The 19697-nt window shown below is 68.7% G+C and carries 18 protein-coding genes and 1 tRNA gene; 6 read left to right on the top strand and 13 right to left on the bottom strand.

Annotation, left to right across the window (positions count from 1 at the left end):
* Window positions 1-44 precede the first annotated feature (44 nt).
* Entirely contained in the window at window positions 45-734 is a 690-nt protein-coding gene (locus CDO87_RS13280; RefSeq protein WP_100929213.1) for a M48 family metallopeptidase, read from the bottom strand.
* Between the two features lie 105 nt (window positions 735-839).
* Between CDO87_RS13280 and CDO87_RS13275 the strand changes: the two genes are divergently transcribed.
* The 3 genes from CDO87_RS13275 (at window position 840) to CDO87_RS13265 (ending at window position 3825) form a co-directional block, all read left to right on the top strand.
* The gene (locus CDO87_RS13275; protein WP_100929212.1) at window positions 840-1160 is read left to right on the top strand and encodes a TIGR02300 family protein; all 321 of its coding nucleotides are present in this window, start codon (window positions 840-842) and stop codon (window positions 1158-1160) included.
* A 199-nt stretch (window positions 1161-1359) separates the two neighbouring features.
* Window positions 1360-1435 (top strand) — tRNA-Ala (locus CDO87_RS13270).
* Window positions 1436-1605: 170 nt separating this feature from the next.
* Window positions 1606-3825, top strand: coding sequence for a DEAD/DEAH box helicase (locus CDO87_RS13265; RefSeq protein WP_100930965.1), 2220 nt, complete (start codon window positions 1606-1608; stop codon window positions 3823-3825).
* A gap of 9 nt (window positions 3826-3834) precedes the next feature.
* Here the strand turns inward: CDO87_RS13265 and amrB are convergent, their stop codons facing one another.
* Entirely contained in the window at window positions 3835-5181 is a 1347-nt protein-coding gene (amrB, locus tag CDO87_RS13260) for an AmmeMemoRadiSam system protein B (RefSeq protein ID WP_198521720.1), read from the bottom strand.
* A gap of 60 nt (window positions 5182-5241) precedes the next feature.
* Here amrB and amrS point away from each other — a divergent pair, with 60 nt between their 5' ends.
* Window positions 5242-6303: an AmmeMemoRadiSam system radical SAM enzyme gene (gene amrS, locus CDO87_RS13255; RefSeq protein WP_198521719.1), complete on the top strand. Its 1062-nt coding sequence runs from the start codon at window positions 5242-5244 to the stop codon at window positions 6301-6303.
* Between the two features lie 74 nt (window positions 6304-6377).
* On the opposite strand, the gene CDO87_RS13250 is transcribed toward amrS, so the two are convergent.
* From CDO87_RS13250 to CDO87_RS13240, 3 genes are all read right to left on the bottom strand, one after another.
* Window positions 6378-6671, bottom strand: coding sequence for a hypothetical protein (locus CDO87_RS13250; RefSeq protein WP_100929210.1), 294 nt, complete (start codon window positions 6669-6671; stop codon window positions 6378-6380).
* Window positions 6672-7342: 671 nt separating this feature from the next.
* Window positions 7343-7651 (bottom strand): hypothetical protein, encoded by a 309-nt coding sequence (locus tag CDO87_RS13245; RefSeq protein ID WP_100929209.1) that lies wholly within the window; start codon window positions 7649-7651, stop codon window positions 7343-7345.
* Between the two features lie 32 nt (window positions 7652-7683).
* A complete protein-coding gene (locus CDO87_RS13240) occupies window positions 7684-8454 on the bottom strand; it encodes a sulfite exporter TauE/SafE family protein (RefSeq protein WP_100929208.1) in 771 nt (256 codons plus the stop codon).
* A gap of 188 nt (window positions 8455-8642) precedes the next feature.
* Here CDO87_RS13240 and CDO87_RS13235 point away from each other — a divergent pair, with 188 nt between their 5' ends.
* The gene (locus CDO87_RS13235; protein ID WP_100929207.1) at window positions 8643-10328 is read left to right on the top strand and encodes an acyl-CoA dehydrogenase family protein; all 1686 of its coding nucleotides are present in this window, start codon (window positions 8643-8645) and stop codon (window positions 10326-10328) included.
* 63 nt (window positions 10329-10391) lie between these two features.
* Here the strand turns inward: CDO87_RS13235 and atzF are convergent, their stop codons facing one another.
* Genes atzF through CDO87_RS13195 form a run of 8 tightly spaced genes read right to left on the bottom strand, consistent with a single transcriptional unit; the run spans window position 10392 to window position 18636 of the window.
* Window positions 10392-12206, bottom strand: a complete 1815-nt coding sequence (gene atzF / locus CDO87_RS13230; RefSeq protein WP_100929206.1) for an allophanate hydrolase — start codon at window positions 12204-12206, stop codon at window positions 10392-10394.
* A 3-nt stretch (window positions 12207-12209) separates the two neighbouring features.
* Entirely contained in the window at window positions 12210-12551 is a 342-nt protein-coding gene (locus CDO87_RS13225) for a cupin domain-containing protein (protein WP_100929205.1), read from the bottom strand.
* The gene (locus CDO87_RS13220) at window positions 12544-13215 is read right to left on the bottom strand and encodes a cysteine hydrolase family protein (protein ID WP_100929204.1); all 672 of its coding nucleotides are present in this window, start codon (window positions 13213-13215) and stop codon (window positions 12544-12546) included. Before CDO87_RS13220 ends, CDO87_RS13225 begins: the two co-directional genes overlap by 8 nt.
* Window positions 13212-14774, bottom strand: coding sequence for an ABC transporter ATP-binding protein (locus CDO87_RS13215; protein WP_198521718.1), 1563 nt, complete (start codon window positions 14772-14774; stop codon window positions 13212-13214). The genes CDO87_RS13220 and CDO87_RS13215 overlap by 4 nt, the downstream gene beginning before the upstream one ends.
* Window positions 14771-15475 carry a cysteine hydrolase family protein gene (locus tag CDO87_RS13210; RefSeq protein ID WP_198521717.1) on the bottom strand — a complete coding sequence of 235 codons (705 nt, stop codon included), beginning with the start codon at window positions 15473-15475 and terminating at the stop codon, window positions 14771-14773. The genes CDO87_RS13215 and CDO87_RS13210 overlap by 4 nt, the downstream gene beginning before the upstream one ends.
* A 14-nt stretch (window positions 15476-15489) precedes the next feature.
* Window positions 15490-16413 carry an ABC transporter permease gene (locus tag CDO87_RS13205; protein ID WP_100929203.1) on the bottom strand — a complete coding sequence of 308 codons (924 nt, stop codon included), beginning with the start codon at window positions 16411-16413 and terminating at the stop codon, window positions 15490-15492.
* Window positions 16410-17501: an ABC transporter permease gene (locus CDO87_RS13200; protein ID WP_254698112.1), complete on the bottom strand. Its 1092-nt coding sequence runs from the start codon at window positions 17499-17501 to the stop codon at window positions 16410-16412. The genes CDO87_RS13205 and CDO87_RS13200 overlap by 4 nt, the downstream gene beginning before the upstream one ends.
* 19 nt (window positions 17502-17520) lie before the next feature.
* Window positions 17521-18636: a BMP family ABC transporter substrate-binding protein gene (locus CDO87_RS13195; RefSeq protein ID WP_100929201.1), complete on the bottom strand. Its 1116-nt coding sequence runs from the start codon at window positions 18634-18636 to the stop codon at window positions 17521-17523.
* A gap of 126 nt (window positions 18637-18762) precedes the next feature.
* On the opposite strand from CDO87_RS13195, the gene CDO87_RS13190 reads away from it, so the two are divergent.
* Window positions 18763-19677, top strand: coding sequence for a LysR family transcriptional regulator (locus tag CDO87_RS13190; protein ID WP_100930961.1), 915 nt, complete (start codon window positions 18763-18765; stop codon window positions 19675-19677).
* Window positions 19678-19697 lie beyond the last annotated feature (20 nt).

The following is a 19697-nucleotide window of genomic DNA, read 5'->3' as shown; positions in this document are numbered from 1 at the left end:
GATACCTGTCTTGACGGGGCGGCGCCTGTCGGGTCTGTCGCGGGTCAGTCGAAGCGGTAGCGGTGCAGCTCGTTGCCGTGATCGCGCAGCCATTTGCGCGGCGCTCGCCAGTCGCCATACAGGCGCTCGACCTCCGCCCAGAAACGGTCGGAGTGGTTCATGTGCCTGAGGTGCGCGACCTCGTGGGCGGCGACGTAATCCAGCACTTCGGGGTGGCCGAGGATCAGCCGCCACGAATACATCAGCCCGCCGTCGGAGGTGCAGGACCCCCAGCGCGACCGCGTGTCGCGCAGGGTCAGCCGGGTGTAGGGTTTGCCGAGCTTCGCGCTGTAGAAATCCGACGCCGCGGCCAGCCGGTCGCGGGCCAGCGTCCTGAGATAGCCCTGAAGCCGCGCCGCCGCCCGGTCGGGATCGCCGGGCACGTGCAGCACGCCGTCACCGCGCGTGACCGACCGCCCCGCCCCCGGCAGGATCTCGTGCAGCGTGCCCTCCAGCGGGATGCGTGCGCCAAGGCCCACGGGCACCGGCGCGCCCTGAGTTTCGAGGTGGCGGCGCAGCCAGGCCTCCTTGGCGCGCAGGAAGGCGCGGCCCTCCGCCTCCGGCACGGCGCGGGGCAGCGTCAGGGTCACGCGGCCGTCGAGCTGCGAGATGCGCAGGCTCAGCCGGCGTGCGCGGGCGGACCGGCGCACGGTGACTGCAATCTCGGGGTTGCCAGTCAGGCGGATCTGCCCCATATGACGCCTTCCCCCAAAAGCTTTGACATCGAACCGGTCATATGGCAGGGGGCGAAGATTGTCGACGGGGGCCCGCCAGGTCCCAGCATCAAGAGGGGATCACCCATGCCGAAGGAAGAATGGGGCACGAAGCGCGTCTGCCCGACCACCGGCAAGCGCTTTTACGACCTGAACCGCAATCCGATCGTCAGCCCGTACACCGGTGAGGTCGTGAACCTCGACACCGGCAAGCGCAGCATGATCGCGGCGGACGCCGAGGACCAGGCCTCGAAGGCGAAGAAGAAGGACTCGGAAGACGTCGACCTGCTGGACGATGATGATGTCGAAGTCGATCTGGACGACGATGATGTTCTGGAGGACGAGGACGACGACAACGTCTCGCTCGACGACATCACCGACGTGTCCAACGAGGACGACGATTCCTGATCGCACGCCCTGGCCTCTCCCCGCGGGGGAGGGGCTGACCACGCCCCGGAAGGGGTTGGGACAAAAGCCGCGGCGCAGGGTGCATTTTCCGCTTGATCCTGCTGGCGGCTTCTCGTAATCACCCCCGCACGGCGCGGATGCGCCGCCCAGGGACGACACTCCGACAGGCCATGCGGCCGGCCGGAGAAGACCAGAAGATGGGGCCTTAGCTCAGCTGGGAGAGCGCTACAATGGCATTGTAGAGGTCAGGGGTTCGATCCCCCTAGGCTCCACCATTCTTCCGATAACGCGACAGGTCGACCGCCCGGGCTGGCACCGGGAAAGGGTCCGTCCTGTCGTTTTGACGTGTTTGCAACCGGCTTTCCGGTAGACTTATCCCGCATCCTGCCAGATGCCGACCTTTCCGCGTCCGATCCCGGACGCCCCTTTTCCGGAGCCGCTCCGCATGATTCCTGCCCTGACCGACGCGCTGACCGAGCGCGGTTACGACACCCTCACCCCCGTGCAGGAGGCCGTGACCGCACCGGACGCCGATGGGCGCGACCTGCTGGTTTCGGCGCAGACCGGATCGGGCAAGACGGTGGGCTTCGGCCTTGCCATCGCGCCGACGCTTCTGGGCGAGGATCAGGCCTTCGGACCCGCCGGCACGCCGCTGGCGCTGGTCGTGGCCCCCACCCGCGAACTGGCCTTCCAGGTCATGCAGGAGCTCCGCTGGCTGTATGAAAAGACCGGCGCGATGGTGAATTCCTGCGTCGGCGGCATGGACGTCCGGCAGGAGCGGCGCTTCCTCGAACGTGGCACGCATATCGTCGTGGGCACGCCCGGGCGGCTCTGCGACCACATCCGGCGCGGCGCGCTGGACCTGAGCGACGTGCGCGCCGTGGTGCTGGACGAGGCCGACGAGATGCTGGACCTGGGCTTCCGCGAGGATCTGGAGTTCATCCTCCAGACCGCCCCGGCCGAGCGGCGCACGCTGCTGTTCTCGGCCACGGTGTCGCCGGTCATCGGGCGCATCGCCGAGGAATTCCAGAAGGACGCCTTCCGGATCAACACGATCAACAAGGCCAAGCAGCACGCCGACATCGCCTACAAGGCGCTGCGCGTGGCGCAGGCGGATTCGGATCACGCGATCTTCAACCTGCTGCGCTTTCACGACGACGAAAGCGCCATCGTCTTTGCCAACACCCGCGCGCAGGTGAATCACCTGACCGCGCGGCTGCACAACCGCGGCCTGTCGGTCGTGTCCCTGTCCGGCGAACTGAGCCAGCAGGAACGCACCCACGCGCTGCAGGCGATGCGCGACGGGCGGGCGCGGGTCTGCGTGGCGACCGACGTGGCGGCGCGGGGCATCGACCTGCCGAACCTGTCGCTGGTCATCCACGCCGATCTGCCGACCAACACCGAAAGCCTGCTGCACCGTTCGGGCCGCACCGGACGCGCGGGCAAGAAGGGCATATCGGCCCTGATCGTGCCGCCGAAGTCGGTGGGGAAAGCGGAGCGCCTCCTGAAATGGGCGAAGATCACGGCGGAATGGACCGTGCCTCCCTCGGCGGAGGATATCTCGGCCCGCGACGAGGAAAAGCTGCTGAACGATCCGTCCTGGCAGATGGGCGTCCCGGAAGAGCAGGCCGAGTTCGCCGCCCGCCTGCTTGAGGCGCACGGGCCGGAGGCGGTGGCTGCCGCGCTGGTCCGCATGCACCTGGCGCGCCATTCCGCGCCGGAAGACCTGCAAAGCCCCGACACGCCCGCGCGCCGCGACACCAAGAGCTTTGGCCCGAGCCGCTGGTTCGCGCTGTCGGCGGGCCGCAACGACCGGGCGGAAGCGCGCTGGCTGCTGCCGCTGATCCTGCGCGCCACGGATCTTGAAAAGGACGCCATCGGCGCGATCCGGGTCCAGGACACGGAGACATTTGTCGAGATCGCCGCCACCCGGGCTGCCGCCTTCGAAGGCGCGCTGGGGGCCGACGGGATGCTGGCCGACAACATCACCGCCCGTGCCGTCGAGGGAGAGCCGGAGTTTGCGCGCCGCCCCTCCGGCCCGCGCCGCGACGACGGGTTCCGCAAGGGGCCGAAGCCGCATCGCGGCCGTGGCGATGACCGGGACGACCGGGGCGCCCGGCCGGACCGCAAGCCGCGCCCGCCGCGCGAAGACCGTCCCGAGCGGACCGAGCGGGCGGAACGCCCTGCCCCTGCCCCTGCCGCCAAATCCACCCCGGTGAGCGAAGCCGCGCCGCGGGCCGAGGCCTCTGCCGCCCCGGCCGCCGACGCGCCGCGCCCGAAGAAGCCCGCCGCACGGCCGGAGGGCAGGTCCGAAGGCAAGCCGGCGGGCAAGTTCACCCAGCGCACCGAGGGCAAGGGATACGGCAAACCGAATCGCGAACGGTCCGACCGGGATGGCCCGAAGAAGCCCTACAAGCCGCGCACGACCAAGGACGGCGACGCCGCGCCGGCGAAACCCGCCTACCGCAGCAACGCCTCCGACCCGTCGCAGCGCATGTCACGCGGTCCGGCGAAGGGCCCCGGCAAGGGGCCTGCCAAGGGTCCGGGCAAGGGGTCGTTCAAGGGCACGCCGAAGGACGGCGCCAAGGGTCCGTCGAAGTTCAAGGGCAAGACGGGCGGCAAGCCGCGCCCCGGCGGGACGGAACCGCCGCGCCGCAAGGGCTGAGCGCGCGCCTCACCCCTCGGCAAAGGTTTCCGCGTGGAACCGGTCGATGGTGAGCGTGTCGCTCCAGTGATCCTTCGGCAGCCCGGCCTTGACCTTCAGCGCCTCGACAAAGGCGCGGGGCTCGGGCAGCTTTTCCCAGACCATCGGCAGGAAGGTCCCCGCGCGGCCCGCGTCGCGCAGGATCAGCCCGTCGCGTTCCGGCACCAGCTGCGATTCGAGATCCTCCTGATCGGCAAAGGTCATGCGCCGCGCCGGTGACAGGATCGCGATCTTGATGGAGGTCCGGTCGAGTTCCCTTTCCTTCAGCGGGTTGAAGCGCGGGTCCTCGAAGGCGGATTTCTGGATGTTGAGGGCCACGTCCTCGACCAGCGGGCGGTGCGCCCTAAGGCTGCCGATGCAGCCGCGCAGCCGCCCCTTCTGTTCCAGCGTCACGAAACTGGCCCCGTAGGTCTGCAATGGCGCCGGAAAGCTCGCCGTGTCGATGAGCGGCGGCTTGCCACGGCTCAGGCTGGAGGCCAGCACCTCGCGCGCGGTCCTGAGCAGCCGTCTGCGCTGGCCGGTGTCGAGGCAGGCCGCCTCTCCCGCCGTGATCGCCCATGCGCCGTACCCCACGGTCCGGCTGTCGTCGCCCGTGACCTCGCCCGAGTTCGCCATGGCGAGACGGGTCAGCCGCGTGCCCTCTGCCAGTCTGGAGGTGAAGAACCCCGCGATGGCGCGGGCGCCGCAGGCCTCTTCGGGGCGCAGGTCGGGGGCGGCGCCGGTCTCCAGCCGTTCAGCGGTGCGCGCGTCCTTCGCCTGCGCGGCGTCGCGGGTCAGGAAGTGGCTGAGGTCGGAGGAGAGGACGATCAGCGTGCCTTCGGGCAGCGCGTCGATGACCGCCGCGACCTGTAAGTTGTCCGCCCGCCCGACCACCAGCGGCAGCACCGGCACGCCGGGGTGCAGGGCGTGCAGGACCGGAAGCTGCACCTCGACGCCGTGTTCATGGTCGTGGGCGGCGTCCTCCTCATGGATCAGCCCCTTGGAGATCAGCGCGTCGCGCGTGGCGGTGTCCATACGGACGGTGCCGGTGGGCAGGGTGAAGGCGTCCTGCGACGGCGCGGCGATGCCGTCGAAGGCGTGGCGGTGCGAGGGCGAGAGGACGGCGATGGCCCCGGGCGTGGCGTCCCGCGTCGCGGCCAGCGCCCGCGCGGTCAGCCGCCCCGAGAACGCGTAGCCCGCGTGGGGCGAGATCACGGCAAGGGGCGGTTCGGGCGCGGCGGCCGCGCCCTCCAGCAGGGCCGCGACCTCGGACGCCAGCGCGCCCGGCTGGCCGGGGTAGAATCGCCCCGCGACGGCGGGCTGTCGGGTGGTGGTCATCGTCATCTGCCTTCCGTTGCCCTATCATTGTCTCGCGTCGGAGAGAGGAAACCAAGCACCTTGAGCGAGATCGTCCTTCAGCGGGAACAACCGGACGGGCGGCTGATGTGCACGCTCTGCCCGCGCGAATGCCAGTTGCGCGACGGTCAGCGCGGCATGTGCTTTGTCCGGATGCGGCAGGGTAGCGAGATCGTGCTGGACACCTACGGGCGGTCGACCGGCTTCTGCATCGACCCGATCGAGAAGAAGCCGCTGAACCATTTCCTGCCGGGCACGCCGGTGCTGTCCTTCGGGACGGCGGGCTGCAACCTTGCCTGCAAGTTCTGCCAGAACCACGAGACCTCGAAAAGCCGCGAGGTCGACGCCATGAGCGCCCGCGCCACGCCGGAGATGATCGCGGCGGCGGCAGTGCGGGGCGGCTGCCGGTCGGTGGCCTTCACCTACAACGACCCGGTGATCTTCTACGAATACGCGCTGGACACCGCCGCGGCCTGCCGGGCAGCAGGGGTGAAATCGGTGGCGGTGACGGCGGGCTACATCTCGGGCGGGCCGCGAGAGGCGTTCTTCGGCGCGATGGATGCGGCCAACATCGACCTAAAGGGCTTTACCGAACGGTTCTACCGCGAGCTGACCGGGGCCGCGCTGGCCCCGTTGCTGGAAACGATCCGCTACGCCGTGCGCGAGACCGCCTGCTGGGTGGAACTGACGGTGCTGCTGATCCCCGGCCAGAACGATTCGGAGGCAGAGGTGACGGCGCTGGCAGAGTGGGTCGTGGAGGCCTGCGGGCCGGACGTGCCGGTGCATTTCACCGCCTTCCACCCGGATTACCGGATGCTCGACGTGCCCCGGACGCCGGTGGAGACGCTGCTGCGCGCCCGGACCATCGCGAAGGGCGCGGGGCTGCGGCATGTCTACGTGGGCAACGTGCATCACGAGGCGGCGCAGTCGAGCTATTGCGCGGGCTGCGGCACGAAGGTCATCGGGCGGGACTGGTACGCGCTGTCGGACTGGGGCCTCGACGACCGCGGCGCCTGCGTGGTCTGCGGGACGGCCTTGCCGGGGGTTTTCGTCGGGCCGCCGGGGACCTGGGGCCGCAGGCGGCAGCCGGTGCGGCTGGCGTGACTGGTTTGCGGGCCTGAACGCAACGCGCCCCGGTAATGCCGGGGCGCGCGCGTCATGGGTCCGTGATGGACGGATCAGTTGTCGGTGCAGGTCAGGACGTAGCGGCCCTTGGCGAGGAAGGGCTTTTTCCAGACGAAGCGGGTGCCCTTGTAGGGGTCCGCGCAGGCCAGAGAGGAATAGTGGCCCTGCACGTAGGGTTCGCCCCCGGTGAAGCACACGTCGTACGAAGCAAGACCGCTGCGATAGCGGTCGCAGCCCGGGGTGACCGGGTCCATCGGGCCGTCATAGGATTGGTGGCCGGCGGAAGCGGCGGTGGCGATAGCGGAAATTGCAATTGCGGCAGCGCCAAGGAACGTATTGATCTTCATTAGTAACCTCCAAAAATAAGTTGGTGATCGGAATTAAGACCGATTCGCCGCCGTCTGTCGCGCAAAAAAGGCGTAAATAAGGCCGTTTCCCGCGGGCGACATAAAACCCCGACTTAATTCACAGGACTCTCAAATTAATTGGGAATCTTTTCCATAGGCGGAAAGCGCCCCAACCATAGGTTGTTATTCTTGTGCATTTCCCGAATTGAGTCGAGTGGGGAATTCCATAGTCGGTCCTTTCCCGGCGATGCCGGTGCGGGGGCTGCCCTTGGTCAACTTGGTGCCCGCGCGTCGCACTGCCCGGTTCCGACCTTGAAAACAAGTGGCGTTAACTGGCGTCAGCCCTGATCGTTGGGGCCGGTGGCGGTGGCGTGCTCCTGCCCAGGAGTGGGGGCGCGCCACGGCACAGGATCGGCGCAGGGTGCGGACTTCATGCACGTCTGCTTGGATTGGGGGGCCCGCCGGACTCGGGCTTTGATGGGGCTTCATTCACTCCGCCCGGTCAGAAGTTATCCCCTGCCCTTTGCAAATCCGGGCGCTCAATCCGGAATTATCCCAAGTTCGCAATTCGGGATTTGCGGTCTTCTTTCTGCACGTGTATCGGGAACAGGTGGAAAGGCGCGGGTGCTACCGCTTGAGGCATCCACTTGAAAGGACGGGAAGTCCGCGCTTCAGACAGAGGAGAAGCAGGCCAGCGCCGCGCCGTGCACGCCGATGTCCACCGGGCCGAAGATCGAGTCGACGCAGAGCGAGAAGAGCTGCGCCTCCGGCAGCCAGACCAGCGTGTAGGCGCCGTTGGAGCGGGTGACCATGATGCAGGTCGTGGTGGCGCCGCCCGGGATGTTCACGGTGATCGGGAGGTGGCGGGCGCGCAGGCGGCGGAAGTCGTCCAGCAGCATCCGGTCGGCCCGCGTGGCCTTCGGGTGCATCGCCAGTTCCGCGTCGACAAGCGCCGTGACGTGATCCGTGAGCGTGGTCATGAAGGGAAGTCTAGCGCGGCCGGCGCCGCCGGTCAGCCCATCAGCGCCCGGCGGACGAGGTTCAGGCCCGCGACCAGCAGCACGGCCAGCGTGGCGCGGCGGAAGGCGCGCTGGTCGATGCGGTCCTGGATGCGGCTGCCGATCCACATGCCGCAAACGGCGGTGGGCAGCAACATGACCGAGAACCAGACGGAGCGTTCGTTCAGCACGCCCGAGCCGATGTGCGCGACGGTCAGCGCCAGCGCGCCCAGACCGTAGATCACGCCCTGCACGCGCATCTGCTCGGTCTTCTCGGTGCCGATGGCGGTCAGGTAGGCCACGGTTGGCGGCCCCCAGACACCGGACAGCCCGCCGATAAAGCCGGCAAAGGCGCCGATCCCGGCCTCGAGCCCCGGGCGGGTGCCGGGGGCAAGGCGCAACTGCCAGCCCGCCAGTTGCAGCACCGCAAACAGCGTGATGGGCAGGCCGATGGCCAGAAGCAGCCAGCGCACCGGCAGCACCGTCACAAGCTGCGCGGCGCCCAGCAGGAACACCAGCCCGACCAGAAGAAACAGGCGGAACCGCTTGACCGACTGCCACGCGGCGCCGGCCCCCTGCCTGAGCGCCTGCATCCCGTTGGTGACGAGCGTCGGGAGAATCAGTCCGGCGAGCGCCAGTTCCGGCGGGATCAGGCTCGAAAGGCCGGAGATCATGATCATGGGCATGGCGAAACCGACCATTCCCTTGACCACGCCCGCCACAAGGCCGATGCCAAGGGCGGCCAGCAGGACGGGCAGTGCGAGATCGGGCAGAAAAGCGGTCATGCGGCGCTGATAGCATGGGCGTCCGAGGGCCGCCGCAAGAATCCTCTGCGCAAGAAATGAACACTCTGCCGCAGTCCTTGGTATTTTTGTTGCGCTGCAACTGCAAAATGTTTAGGACCGTCGCAACCGAATATACAGACCGAACCCGTCGCGTCCGGCGACCGAAACCGACGACAAGGAGACGATGAATGGCGCATGATGGACAAGACCTGGGTCAGGGCCGCGTGATCCTGCCCGACCTTCTGGATCTGACCGGCGCGGCCGTTGCCCCGGTGGAACAGGTGTTCGAGGCCGCCCGTGCGCGCGTGCGCGCGCTGGTCAGCATCGACGGCCGGGTCTCGGCCCGCGCGGTGGAGGACAACCAGACCGCGGCGCATGGCCTTGCGTGGTTCGCCACATACCTCGAGTCGCTGCGCCAGATGCAGGGCTGGGCAGAGAAGCTGACCGCCGAGGGGACCTTTGGCGAGGTGGAGCAGCTGATCCACCAGATCGCCTTTGGCGAGTACCTCGCGCAGATCATGGGCGGCATCCAGATGAACCAGGGCGAGATGGTGCGCCTTGCGGACCTGGGCGTGACCCCCGCCGAAGCCGCGCCACTGGCCAGCGAGGCCATCGTCACGCTGACGCTGAACGCCAACAGCCAGGCCGCGCGGAGCCGGCTGGTCGAGCTGATGGAGGAACGCTCGGCCGAGATCACGGTGGGCCGCACCGGGCTCGACGAAGAACTGGAGATGATCCGCGAGCAGTTCCGCCGCTATGCCGTCGACAAGGTGGAGCCCTTCGCCCACGAATGGCACCTGAAGGACGAGCTGATCCCGATGGAAGTGATCGAGGAGCTGTCCGAGATGGGCGTCTTCGGCCTGACCATCCCGGAAGAGCACGGCGGCTTCGGCCTGTCCAAGGCGTCGATGTGCGTGGTCTCCGAAGAGCTCTCGCGCGGCTATATCGGGGTGGGTTCGCTGGGCACGCGGTCGGAGATCGCGGCAGAGCTGATCATCGCGGGCGGCACGGAAGAGCAGAAGGCGAAGTGGCTGCCCAAGCTCGCGTCGGGCGAGGTGCTGCCGACCGCCGTCTTCACAGAGCCGAACACCGGGTCGGACCTCGGCTCGCTCCGCACGCGGGCGGTGAAGGACGAGAACGGCGATTACCGGATCACCGGCAACAAGACTTGGATCACCCACGCGGCCCGGACCCACATCATGACGCTGCTGGCGCGCACCGATCCGTCGACGGACAACTACAAGGGCCTGTCGATGTTCATCGCCGAGAAGACGCCGGGCACCGACGCTGACCCCTTCCCCACCGAGGGCATGACCGGCGGCGAGATCGAGGTGCTGGGCTACCGCGGCATGAAGGAATACGAGCTGGGCTTCGACAACTTCAAGGTCAAGGGCGAGAACCTTCTGGGCGGCGTCGAGGGCAACGGCTTCAAGCAGCTCATGGAGACGTTCGAATCCGCGCGCATCCAGACGGCCGCGCGGGCCATCGGCGTGGCGCAGGCGGCGCTGGACGTGGGCATGCGCTACGCGCTGGACCGCAAGCAGTTCGGCAAGGCGCTGATCAAGTTCCCGCGCGTGTCGGGCAAGCTGGCGATGATGGCGGTCGAGGTGATGATCGCGCGGCAGCTGACGTATTTCTCCGCACGGGAGAAGGACGAGGGCCGGCGCTGCGACCTTGAGGCGGGGATGGCGAAGCTGCTGGGGGCGCGCGTGGCCTGGGCCGCGGCGGACAACGCGCTGCAGATCCACGGCGGCAACGGCTTTGCGCTGGAATACACCGTGTCGCGCATCCTGTGCGACGCCCGCATCCTCAACATCTTCGAGGGCGCGGCAGAGATCCAGGCGCAGGTGATCGCGCGGCGCCTTCTGGGCTGACATCGTTGTGACGGACTGGAAAGGCGCCCCCTGGGGCGCCTTTTCTATTGCCCGCGGGCCGGGTCAGGCCTGGGCGGATTCGAGCGAGGCCAGGAAGCTGCGCCAGCCGCCGAATGCGGTGATGTCCTCTGCGCCCTCGACCGCCGCCGCCTCCACCAGGAAACCCTTGCAGAGGTCCTCATCCTCCAGCGTCAGCGTGCCGATGGTGAGCGGCGAGGGGATGTTGGCCATGAAGGCGCCGACCGCGGCGGTGGGCAGCGCCCAGAGCTCGATGTCGATCGCCTTGCCGCCGCGGTTCACCCACAGGAGGCCCGGTTTCGGCACGCCGCCGCCGGGCAGCCGGTAAAGCCGGTAGTCCGCGCTGGTCCGGGCGGGGCCGAGGCAGCGGGCGCCGAGGCGGGTCAGCTCGCCGTTGAGCGGCAGGCCGGACATGTGCGCGCCGACGGCGGCGATCACCGTCTCGTTCTGTGCGCGCGCCGGAAGCGGCAAGGGCATCGGAATGGCAAGCCCGTTGCCGGGGGCTATGGCGGCGTCCGCCTCTATCCGGGCGGCGAGAGCGGCCAGAAGCCCGTCCCTGCCGGAGGCCGCGAGGAGGGTCAGGCTGCCGGGTCGCCCGTCCCTGCGGGGCGCGGTCGGCACGGCCAGCCCGCACATGTCCAGCAGGTTCACGAAGTTGGTGTAGGTTCCGAAGCGGGAGTTGGGTTCGACCGGGTCGGCCTCAAGATCGGCGCGGGTGTAGAAGGTCGGCACGGTGGGCACCACGAGCATGTCGTAGCGGTCGAGCACCGGCTGGACGGCGCGGCGCAGGTCGGCGAGGCGGTAGAACCCGCGGAAGGCGTCGACGGCGGTCAACTGGTCGGCGGCCGAGACGATGGCGCGGGTGACGGGGTGCACAACGTCGGGTTCGACCGCCATGATCCCTTCCATCGCGGCCCTGCGTTCGGCCACCCAGGCGCCGGAGTAGAGCATCTGTGCCACGTCGTAGAAGGGCGTCAGGTCGATCTCCTCGACGGTAATGCCCATGTCCATCAGCCGGGCGGTGGCGCTGGCGAAGGCCTCTGCCTGGAGGGTGTCGCCGAAGAACTGCGCCGAGGCCGCATCGGGGATCGCGACGGTCAGCGTCTCGCGCGTGTCGAGCGCGGGGGCGGGCAGGTCGCGGGAATAGGCGTCGGCGGGATCGTAGCCGGAGGCCACCTGCAGCGCCGTCCAACCGTCCGCCACGCCGACCGAGAAGATGGAGATGGTGTCGAGCGTCCGGCAGGCGGGCACCATGCCGGTGGCGCTGAGTAGCCCGAGGGAGGGTTTGAAGCCGACGATGTTGTTCAGCGCGGCGGGCACGCGGCCCGATCCGGCGGTGTCGGTGCCCAGCGCGAAGCTGACGATGCCCTGCGCCACGGCCACGGCAGAGCCGGAGGAGGAGCCGCCCGGCACGATCTCCGGATCGACGGCGTTGAAGGGCACGGCGTAGGGCGAGCGCATGCCGACGAGGCCGGTGGCGAACTGGTCGAGGTTGGTCTTGCCGATCACCAGCGCGCCCGCAGCGCGCAGGCGGGCGACGACAAAGGCGTCCTCGGCAGGTTCATAGGCGAAGGCGGGACAGGCGGCGGTGGTGGGCAGGCCCTCCACGTCGATGTTGTCCTTCACCGCGAAGGGCACGCCCCAGAGCGGGTAGGCGTCTGCATCGAAAGGCGGCAGGGCCATGGCCTCTTCCGCAACCTCGGACTGCTCGCGGAGCGCGATGAAGATGCCGGGGTCGCCTATCTCGGCGATGCGGGCGTAGACGGCGGCCATCACCGTGTCGGGTGTGGTGCCCGCGGCATAGAGGTCGTGCAGCGCGCCGATCCGCAGGTCGGGCGCCTGTAGCGTCATCACGTTCATAGGTCAGTCACCTTCCAGAAATTCCACCGGCTTCGTCCACTGGATCAGTACGACGCAGCCTTCGTCCGAGCGCACGGTGTGCACGCTGCCTTCGGGGTTCAGCACGAGGCTGCCCGTGGGGTAATGCCCGTTCTCGTCGCTCTGGCTGCCGTCCAGCACGAGCACGGTCTCCATGCCGCTGTGCCGGTGGCGGGGGGCGGCGGCGCCGGGTTCGTAGCGCAGGAGTGCCACCTGGGGCATGCCCTCGGCGATGGTGCACATCTCGATCCCGTCGCGGAACGGGGCGAAGGTCATGTCGCGCCAGCTGCCGCTGGTGAGGTCAGCGATGGAGAGCGGCTCAGGCATCGGCCATTTCCAGCGCCGAGAGGATCGTGGCGACGGGCGCCGTCCAGCCTACAATGGCGCCCTGCGCGCGGATCATCTGCAGGGCTGCCTCCTTGAACTCGGCGAAGTAGCTTTCGGTGGCGTCCTCGGCCAGGAGGCAGTCGAAGCCGCGGTCGTTGGCCTCGCGCATTGTGGTCTGGACGCAGACCTCCGTCGTGACGCCCGCGAAGATCAGGGTCTTCGTCCCGAGACAGGCAAGGTAGGGCCCGAGGTCGGTGGCGTAGAAGGCCCCCTTCCCCGGCTTGTCGATGACCTTTTCGCCCGGGATGGCCGCCAGTTCGGCGACGATCTCGGCCCCCGGTTCGCCTGCGATCAGGACGCGGCCCATCGGGCCTTCGTCACCGATCCGGAGCGACGGCGCCCCGCGCAGGCGCTTGGCGGGCGGGCAGTCGGACAGGTCGGGCTTGTGGCATTCGCGGGTGTGGATCACCGGGACGCCGGCCGCGCGGCAACCGTCGATCAGCCGCGCGGTGGTCGGCACGATGGCCTGAAGCCGCGTCACGTCGTTGCCCAGCGAGGCGCCGAAGCCGCCCGGCTCGATGAAGTCGCGCTGCATGTCGATCACGATCAGCGCGGTGGTCGCGGGGTCGAGGTCCAGCGGAAAGGGCTCTGCGTCGATCCTCATGCGTGACCTCCCATGTGGTGGCCGATGGTGGGCACGTCGGCCTCGGCGGCGGTGCATTCGTAGACCAGCGCGCCTTCGGACATGACAAGCACGCGGTCGGCAAGCTCGAGGATCTCGTCCAAGTCCTCGCTCATCAAAAGCACCGCAGCGCCGCCGTTGCGGGCGGTCATGATGCGCGACCGGATCTCGGCCACGGCGGTGAAGTCGAGGCCGAAGCAGGGGTTGGAGATCACCAGGAGGTCCACCTCTCCGTCCAGTTCGCGCGAAAGGACCGCGCGCTGGACGTTGCCGCCGGAGAGCGCGGCGATGGGGCTTTCGATGGAGGCGCATTTGACCTTGTACTCGGCCACGAGGCGCTCGGCCTTCTGCCTCATGGCGCGCGGGGCAAGCCAGAAGCGCGGGCGGTCGCGGCCCGTCTCGAAGGAGCGGAAGCCGATGTTCTCGGCCACGGTCATGCGCGGCGCGCAGGCGTTCTGCAGCGGCTCTTCGGGCAGGTAGCGGACCTTCAGGCGGCGTTCCTCGGCCCGGGTGGCGCCGTAGGGGACGCCGTGCACGGTCATCGTGCCGGCAGAGGGCGCGCGCTGGCCGGTGAGGATTTCCATCAGTTCCATCTGGCCGTTGCCGGAGATGCCCGCGATGCCGACGATCTCGCCCGCGCGGACCTTCAGCCCGTCGATCGTGATCTGGCCGAGGCCGGAGCGGTCGGTCGCGCGGATGCCGTCGAGCGCCAGCACCGTCTCTCCGCTCGTTTCGGCACGGGGGGCGGGGTCGGCGGGCTTTGCGTCGCCCATCATCATCGCGGCCATGTCGGCGTGGGACAGGTCGCTGACCATGCCGCCGCCGGTGTAGACGCCGCGCCTGAGAACGGAGACCTCGTCGGCAAAGGCCGTCACCTCGCGGAACTTGTGAGAGATCATCAGGACCGACAGCCCCCCCGCCTCGCACAGCTGGCGGACGTGGCCCAGCACCTCGTCCGCCTCGTCGGGCGTCAGGACGGAAGTGGGTTCGTCCAGGATCAGGAAGCGGCGGCCGAGATAGAGCTGCTTGAGGATTTCCAGCTTCTGCTTCTCGCCCGCCGCGAGGCGATGCACGGGCTCCGCAAGGGGAACACGGAACGGCATCGCGTCCATGAAGGCGGAGAGGTCGCGCATCTCCGTCTCCCAGTCGATCACCGCCGGCACGTCGGCGCGGCTGATCACGAGGTTTTCCGCCACGGTCAGGGCCGGGACCAGCGTGAAGTGCTGATAGACCATGCCCAGCCCCTTGGCGTGGGCGTCCTTCGGATCGGTCACGTTGCCGTCGAAGCCGTCGATCAGCAGGTTGCCGGAGGTGGCGTGGTAGAACCCCATGATGCACTTGACGAGGGTGGACTTGCCCGCGCCGTTTTCGCCCAGCAGCGCGTGGAAGCTGCCCGGCTTCACCTTGATCGAGACGTTGTCGAGCGCGGTGAAATTGCCGAAGCGCATGGTCATGCCGACCGTCTCGATCCCGATGGCGCCGGTGCCCTTCGGTTTGGCGACGGGCGCGGTGGGCGTGTCGTCGAGGGCCGCCATCTTCATGGCAGCACCTTCAGCAGCGCGCCGGAGGTCGCCGTGGCGCCGAAGACCCCGCCCTGCATGTGGATCATGTGGATCGCGGCGGCGTGGTTGGCCGGGTCGGTGGCGGCACAGCAGTCGGTCAGCATCACGCATTCGAAGCCGCGGTCGTTGGCCTCGCGCATGGTGGTGTGCACGCAGACGTCCGTGGTGATGCCGGTCAGAACGATGTTGTCGATGCCGCGCAGGCGCAGGATCATCTCGAGGTCGGTGGCGCAGAAGCAGCCCTTGCCCGGCTTGTCGATGATGACCTCGCCCGGTTCGGGGGCCAGTTCGCCGATGATCTCCCACCCCGGTTCGCCGCGGGTCAGGATGCGCCCGCAGGGGCCGGGATCGCCGATGCCCGCGCCGATCTGCCGGGACCGCCAGCGCTTGTTGTCGGGCAGGTCCGAGAGGTCGGGGCGGTGGCCCTCGCGCGTGTGGATCACCATGTAGCCCTTGTCGCGGAAGGCCTTCAGCACAGACTGGATGGGCTGGATGGGCGCGCGGGTCAGGGAGATGTCGTAGCCCATGCTGTCGACGTAGCCGCCCACGCCGCAGAAATCGGTCTGCATGTCGATGATGATAAGCGCAGTGTTCCCGGGCCGCAGGTGGCCGTTCCAGGGCCAGGCGTAGGGCGCGGAGTCGATGGTCGTGCCCACGGGGGTTTCGGTCATGACGTTCATCTGTGGGTCTCCGTTCACTTGGTGATGGACAGTTCGCGCGGGGCGCCGGTGAGCGCGCCGGACTTCGACGACGACAGGATCAGGACGATCAGCGTCAGCACGAAGGGCGCGGCGTAGGAGAGGTAGTAGCCCGAGGTGATGCCGATGGATTGCAGCGCCGGGCCAAGCGCGCCCGCCGCCCCGAAGAGGAGCGCCGCGAAGAAGCACCAGACCGGCGACCAGCGGGCGAAGATCACCAGCGCCACGGCGATCAGGCCCTGCCCCGAGGAGATGCCCTCGTTCCACGAGCCGGGGTAGAAGAGCGACAGGTACGCCCCGCCGATGCCCGCCAGCGCGCCACCGAAGGCGGTGGCAAGGATGCGGACCTTCGACGGGCTGATGCCCAGGGCACGCGCCGCGTCGGAGCTGTCGCCCACCACGCGCAGCGTCAGGCCGATGCGGGTCTTCTTCAGCATCCAGGCCAGCGCTACGGCCAGCACGGCGCCGACGATGAACAGCACGTTGACCTTGAGCGCCGCCTGCACCTGCGGCAGGTCGGACCACCAGCCGAGGTTGATCGCCGGCAGGTCCGGCGCGACCGGCTGGATGAAGGGCTTGCCGAAGAAGAACGCGAGCCCGGTGCCCAGCAGCATGAGCGCGATGCCGATGGCGATGTCGTTGACCTTTGGCAGGGAGCACAGGAGCCCGTGGATCAGGCCGAAGGCCGCCCCGGCCAGCGCCGCCGCCAGCACCCCCGCCCAGGCAGACCCGGTGAGGTAGGCCAGCGCGTAGCCCGCCATGGCGCCGAAGACGAGCGTGCCTTCGAGCCCGAGGTTGATGCGGCCCGACCGCTCGGTGATGACCTCGCCCAGCGAGACGAAGAGGTACGGGGTCGACACGCGGATCGCGCCGCCCAGCATCGCGAGGGGCACGGCCCAGAGCCCGATGTCGCAGTTCATGTCCGGTCTCCTTTCGCGATCCAGCCGATCAGGTTGATGCGGCCGGTGAAGGTCTCCGACGCGAGGATGGCGACGAAGACGAAGCCCTGAAGGACGAGCATGGTGGCGTCGGGCAGGTCCATGCGGCGCTGAACGAGGCCGGAGGACGCCTCGAACCCGGCGAGCAGCAGGGCCACGGGAATGATGGCCAGCGGGTTGTGACGGGCGAGGAAGGCCACGAGGATGCCGGTGTAGCCGTACCCGGCGGCGAGCGAGGCGTTGGCCGATCCGTGCACCGCGGAGACCTCGAAGTAGCCCGCCAGCCCCGCGAAGGCGCCGCCGAGCGCGGTGAAGCCGATCACCAGCTTGCCCACCGGAAGGCCCTGCACCTGCGCGGCGCGGACGTTGCCACCGGCGATGCGGGCGGAGAAGCCCAGCGTGGTGCGTTCGATCAGCACCCAGGCGAGGATGCAGCAGATCACCGCGACGGCGAGGCCCCAGTGCACGCTCCACCCCGGCAGGTCGCCGACCCTCAGGGTGTCGGCCAGGGGCGCGGTGGAGGGCTTGTTGAGCGAGGCGGGATCCCGCAGGGGCCCCTCGACGAGGTGGTTCATCAGGGCGATGGCGATGTAGGCCATGAGGAGCGAGGCGATGGTTTCATTGACGCCGCGCCACTGGCGCAGGGCACCGACGATGCCGATCCAGACCCCGCCCGCCACCGCCGCCATGAGCGCGAGGATCGGCATGGCGATGAGCGCGGGCCAGCCCGCGAAGGTCGCCGCAAGGCCGCCGGTCATCACGCCGCCCAGCACGATGGCCCCCTCCCCGCCGATCACCACCAGCCCGAGCCGCGCCGGGATGGCAACGCAGAGCGCCGCGAACAGGAGCGGGGCGGCCCGCGACAGGGTGTTGGTCCAGGAGAATGCCGTGCCGAAGCCCGCCTTGTAGACAAGCTGGTAGAACTCCACCGGGTTCTTGCCCAGAAGGAGCAGGAACAGCCCGAAGGCCGCGAACCCGGTCAGCAGCGCCGCGACCGGCAGGATCAGCCCCTCGGCCCGACCCGCCAGCGGCACCAGCCAGGCCCGCGTGTCGCGGACCGGGCCGGTCATCTCCGCCCCGAGCGACATCTTACGAGGTCGACCCGATGACGCCCTCGACGAGGTAGTTCATCGATTCCAGCGCCACGTCGGTCTCTTCGTAGGAGGTGCCCGCGGCGGCGATCTCGTTGCCGGTGTTGTCCTTCAGCGGGCCGCTGATGACGGCGAAACCGCCGGACATGATCTTTGCGTGCGTGTCCTCGAACTGGGCGCGCGCGGCGTCCGACACGGCTGGCCCCAGCGGCGACATCTTGATGAAGCCCTCGGCCAGGCCGCCCCGGACGAAGTTGTCGATGGGCTCGCCCGCCATCGTCTTCTGCACCATGTCGGTGTAGACGGTCGCCCAGTTCCATTCCGCCCCGGTCAGGTATTTCTCGGGCGCGAGTTCCGACTGGTTGGCGTGGTAGCCGCAGATGAAGCAGTCGCGCGCGGCGGCCGTTTCCATCACCACCTTCGGGCCGTCGACGTGGCAGGTGATGACATCCGCGCCCGCGTCGGCCAGCGCGTTGGTCGCCTCTGCCTCCTTCACGGCCATCGACCATTCGCCGGTAAAGATGACCTGGCAGGTGATCTCCGGATCGACGGAGCGGGCCCCCAGCAGGAAGGAGTTGATGTTGAGCAGCACCTGCGGGATCGGCTTGGCCGCGACGAAACCGATCTTCTTGGTCTTCGTCGCGTGGCCTGCGGCGATGCCGTTCAGGTACTGGCCCATGCCGATGTAGCCGAAGTAGGAGCCGGTGTTCTCGGGCATCCCCTCGGACCAGAGGCCGCCGCAATGCTCGAACCGCACGTCGGGGTAGTTCGGCGCGACGGTCAGGATGTGCGGGTTGAAGTAGCCGAAGGACGTGGGGAACAGCAGCGTCGCGCCGTCGAAGTTGATCATCGACTCCATGGTCTGCTGCACGTCCTGCGTCTCGGCGACGTTCTCCTCTTCGATGACGGTGACGCCCTCCATGCCCTTGATGACGGCGGCGGCCTCGGCGTGGGCCTGGTTGTAGCCGTAGTCGTCGCGGGGACCGACGTAGATGAAGCCGACGGTCAGGCCGCCCGCCGCGCGCGCGGGCGCCGCAAAACCGCCGAGGGCCGCCGCCCCGGCCATGCCGGCGGTGGTCGACAGGAAGCGGCGCCGTGTCAGGAAACTGGTCATTCTTCATCCCTCTCTGCTGTGGCCCTCGCGATTCCGGGGGCACGTTGACGCAGAGGTTAAGCTATGCTGCGGTGCTGTCTGCTGCTAAGTTCGCTCCATTGCGATGCAGAAAACGCAGCGATCAGCATGAAACACCTCGAAACGCTCGACTTCATCGAAGCGATCAGCCGGGCCGGGTCGATCCGGGGCGCGGCGGAGTCGCTTTCGATCACCTCCACCGCGCTCAACCGGCGTCTGCTGTCGCTCGAGGAGGAACTGGGCGCGCCGGTCTTCGAACGGCTGCCGCGCGGCGTGCGGCTGTCCACCGCCGGGGAACTGCTGATCCAGCACGTCAGGAACCAGCGCGCCGACCTCGAACGCCTGCGCTCGCAGATCTCGGACCTGAAGGGAGAGCGGCGCGGCCATGTGAAGGTGGCGTGCAGCCAGGCGCTCTTGCCCTACTTCATGCCGCGCGAGATCAACAACTACCGGGCGGAGCATCCGCTGGTCACCTTCGAGGTCAACCTGCGCGACCGCTACCGCGCCGAACGGGCGCTGATCACGCATGAGGCCGACATCGCGCTGGTATTCGAACCCGTGCGCCTGTCCGACGTGCAGGTGCTGGCAACCGCCCCGCAGCCGGTGCATGCGGTCATGTCGCACGAACACCCGCTCGCGGCGAAGAAGGTGATAAGGCTGTCGGACCTGTCGGACTTCCCCGTGGGGATGCCCAGCGAGGAGTTCGGCGTGCGCTACCTGCTGGACATCGCGATGCGGCGGTCTTCCGTGCAGATCGTCCCGGGGATCGAGTCCGACAGTTTCGAGTTCCTGCGCTGCTATCCCGGGCCGGAGCTGATGGTCACCTTCCAGATCCCCATCGGCCTGCCCATGGACGATTCAGGGCCGGTGGTGTCCCGGCCCATCGACACGCGCGATGTGCCGGCCGGGGTGCTCTACCTCGCGCAGATGCGGCAGCGGACGCTGCCGGTGGCGGCGGCGAACTTCGCCCGGCAACTGGCGCAGGCGCTGGACGTCGCAAGCGGCAGGGGCGGGCACGCCTGACGCCCCCGGCCATGGGCGGG

This window comes from Sagittula sp. P11 (assembly GCF_002814095.1).
GTDB lineage: Bacteria > Pseudomonadota > Alphaproteobacteria > Rhodobacterales > Rhodobacteraceae > Sagittula.
This window is presented reverse-complemented; position numbering and strand designations above follow the sequence as displayed.

Coding starts and splice junctions, on each gene's coding strand:
- CDO87_RS13215 (WP_198521718.1), bottom strand. CDS start 14,774: ATGAAGATGGCGGCCCTCGACGACACGCCCACCGCGCCCGTCGCCAAA.
- CDO87_RS13190 (WP_100930961.1), top strand. CDS start 18,763: ATGAAACACCTCGAAACGCTCGACTTCATCGAAGCGATCAGCCGGGCC.
- CDO87_RS13225 (WP_100929205.1), bottom strand. CDS start 12,551: ATGCCTGAGCCGCTCTCCATCGCTGACCTCACCAGCGGCAGCTGGCGC.
- CDO87_RS13195 (WP_100929201.1), bottom strand. CDS start 18,636: ATGACCAGTTTCCTGACACGGCGCCGCTTCCTGTCGACCACCGCCGGC.
- atzF (WP_100929206.1), bottom strand. CDS start 12,206: ATGAACGTGATGACGCTACAGGCGCCCGACCTGCGGATCGGCGCGCTG.
- CDO87_RS13275 (WP_100929212.1), top strand. CDS start 840: ATGCCGAAGGAAGAATGGGGCACGAAGCGCGTCTGCCCGACCACCGGC.
- CDO87_RS13245 (WP_100929209.1), bottom strand. CDS start 7,651: ATGACCACGCTCACGGATCACGTCACGGCGCTTGTCGACGCGGAACTG.
- CDO87_RS13200 (WP_254698112.1), bottom strand. CDS start 17,501: ATGACCGGCCCGGTCCGCGACACGCGGGCCTGGCTGGTGCCGCTGGCG.
- CDO87_RS13280 (WP_100929213.1), bottom strand. CDS start 734: ATGGGGCAGATCCGCCTGACTGGCAACCCCGAGATTGCAGTCACCGTG.
- CDO87_RS13240 (WP_100929208.1), bottom strand. CDS start 8,454: ATGACCGCTTTTCTGCCCGATCTCGCACTGCCCGTCCTGCTGGCCGCC.
- CDO87_RS13265 (WP_100930965.1), top strand. CDS start 1,606: ATGATTCCTGCCCTGACCGACGCGCTGACCGAGCGCGGTTACGACACC.
- CDO87_RS13205 (WP_100929203.1), bottom strand. CDS start 16,413: ATGAACTGCGACATCGGGCTCTGGGCCGTGCCCCTCGCGATGCTGGGC.
- amrB (WP_198521720.1), bottom strand. CDS start 5,181: ATGACCACCACCCGACAGCCCGCCGTCGCGGGGCGATTCTACCCCGGC.
- CDO87_RS13235 (WP_100929207.1), top strand. CDS start 8,643: ATGGCGCATGATGGACAAGACCTGGGTCAGGGCCGCGTGATCCTGCCC.
- CDO87_RS13250 (WP_100929210.1), bottom strand. CDS start 6,671: ATGAAGATCAATACGTTCCTTGGCGCTGCCGCAATTGCAATTTCCGCT.
- CDO87_RS13220 (WP_100929204.1), bottom strand. CDS start 13,215: ATGAGGATCGACGCAGAGCCCTTTCCGCTGGACCTCGACCCCGCGACC.
- CDO87_RS13210 (WP_198521717.1), bottom strand. CDS start 15,475: ATGAACGTCATGACCGAAACCCCCGTGGGCACGACCATCGACTCCGCG.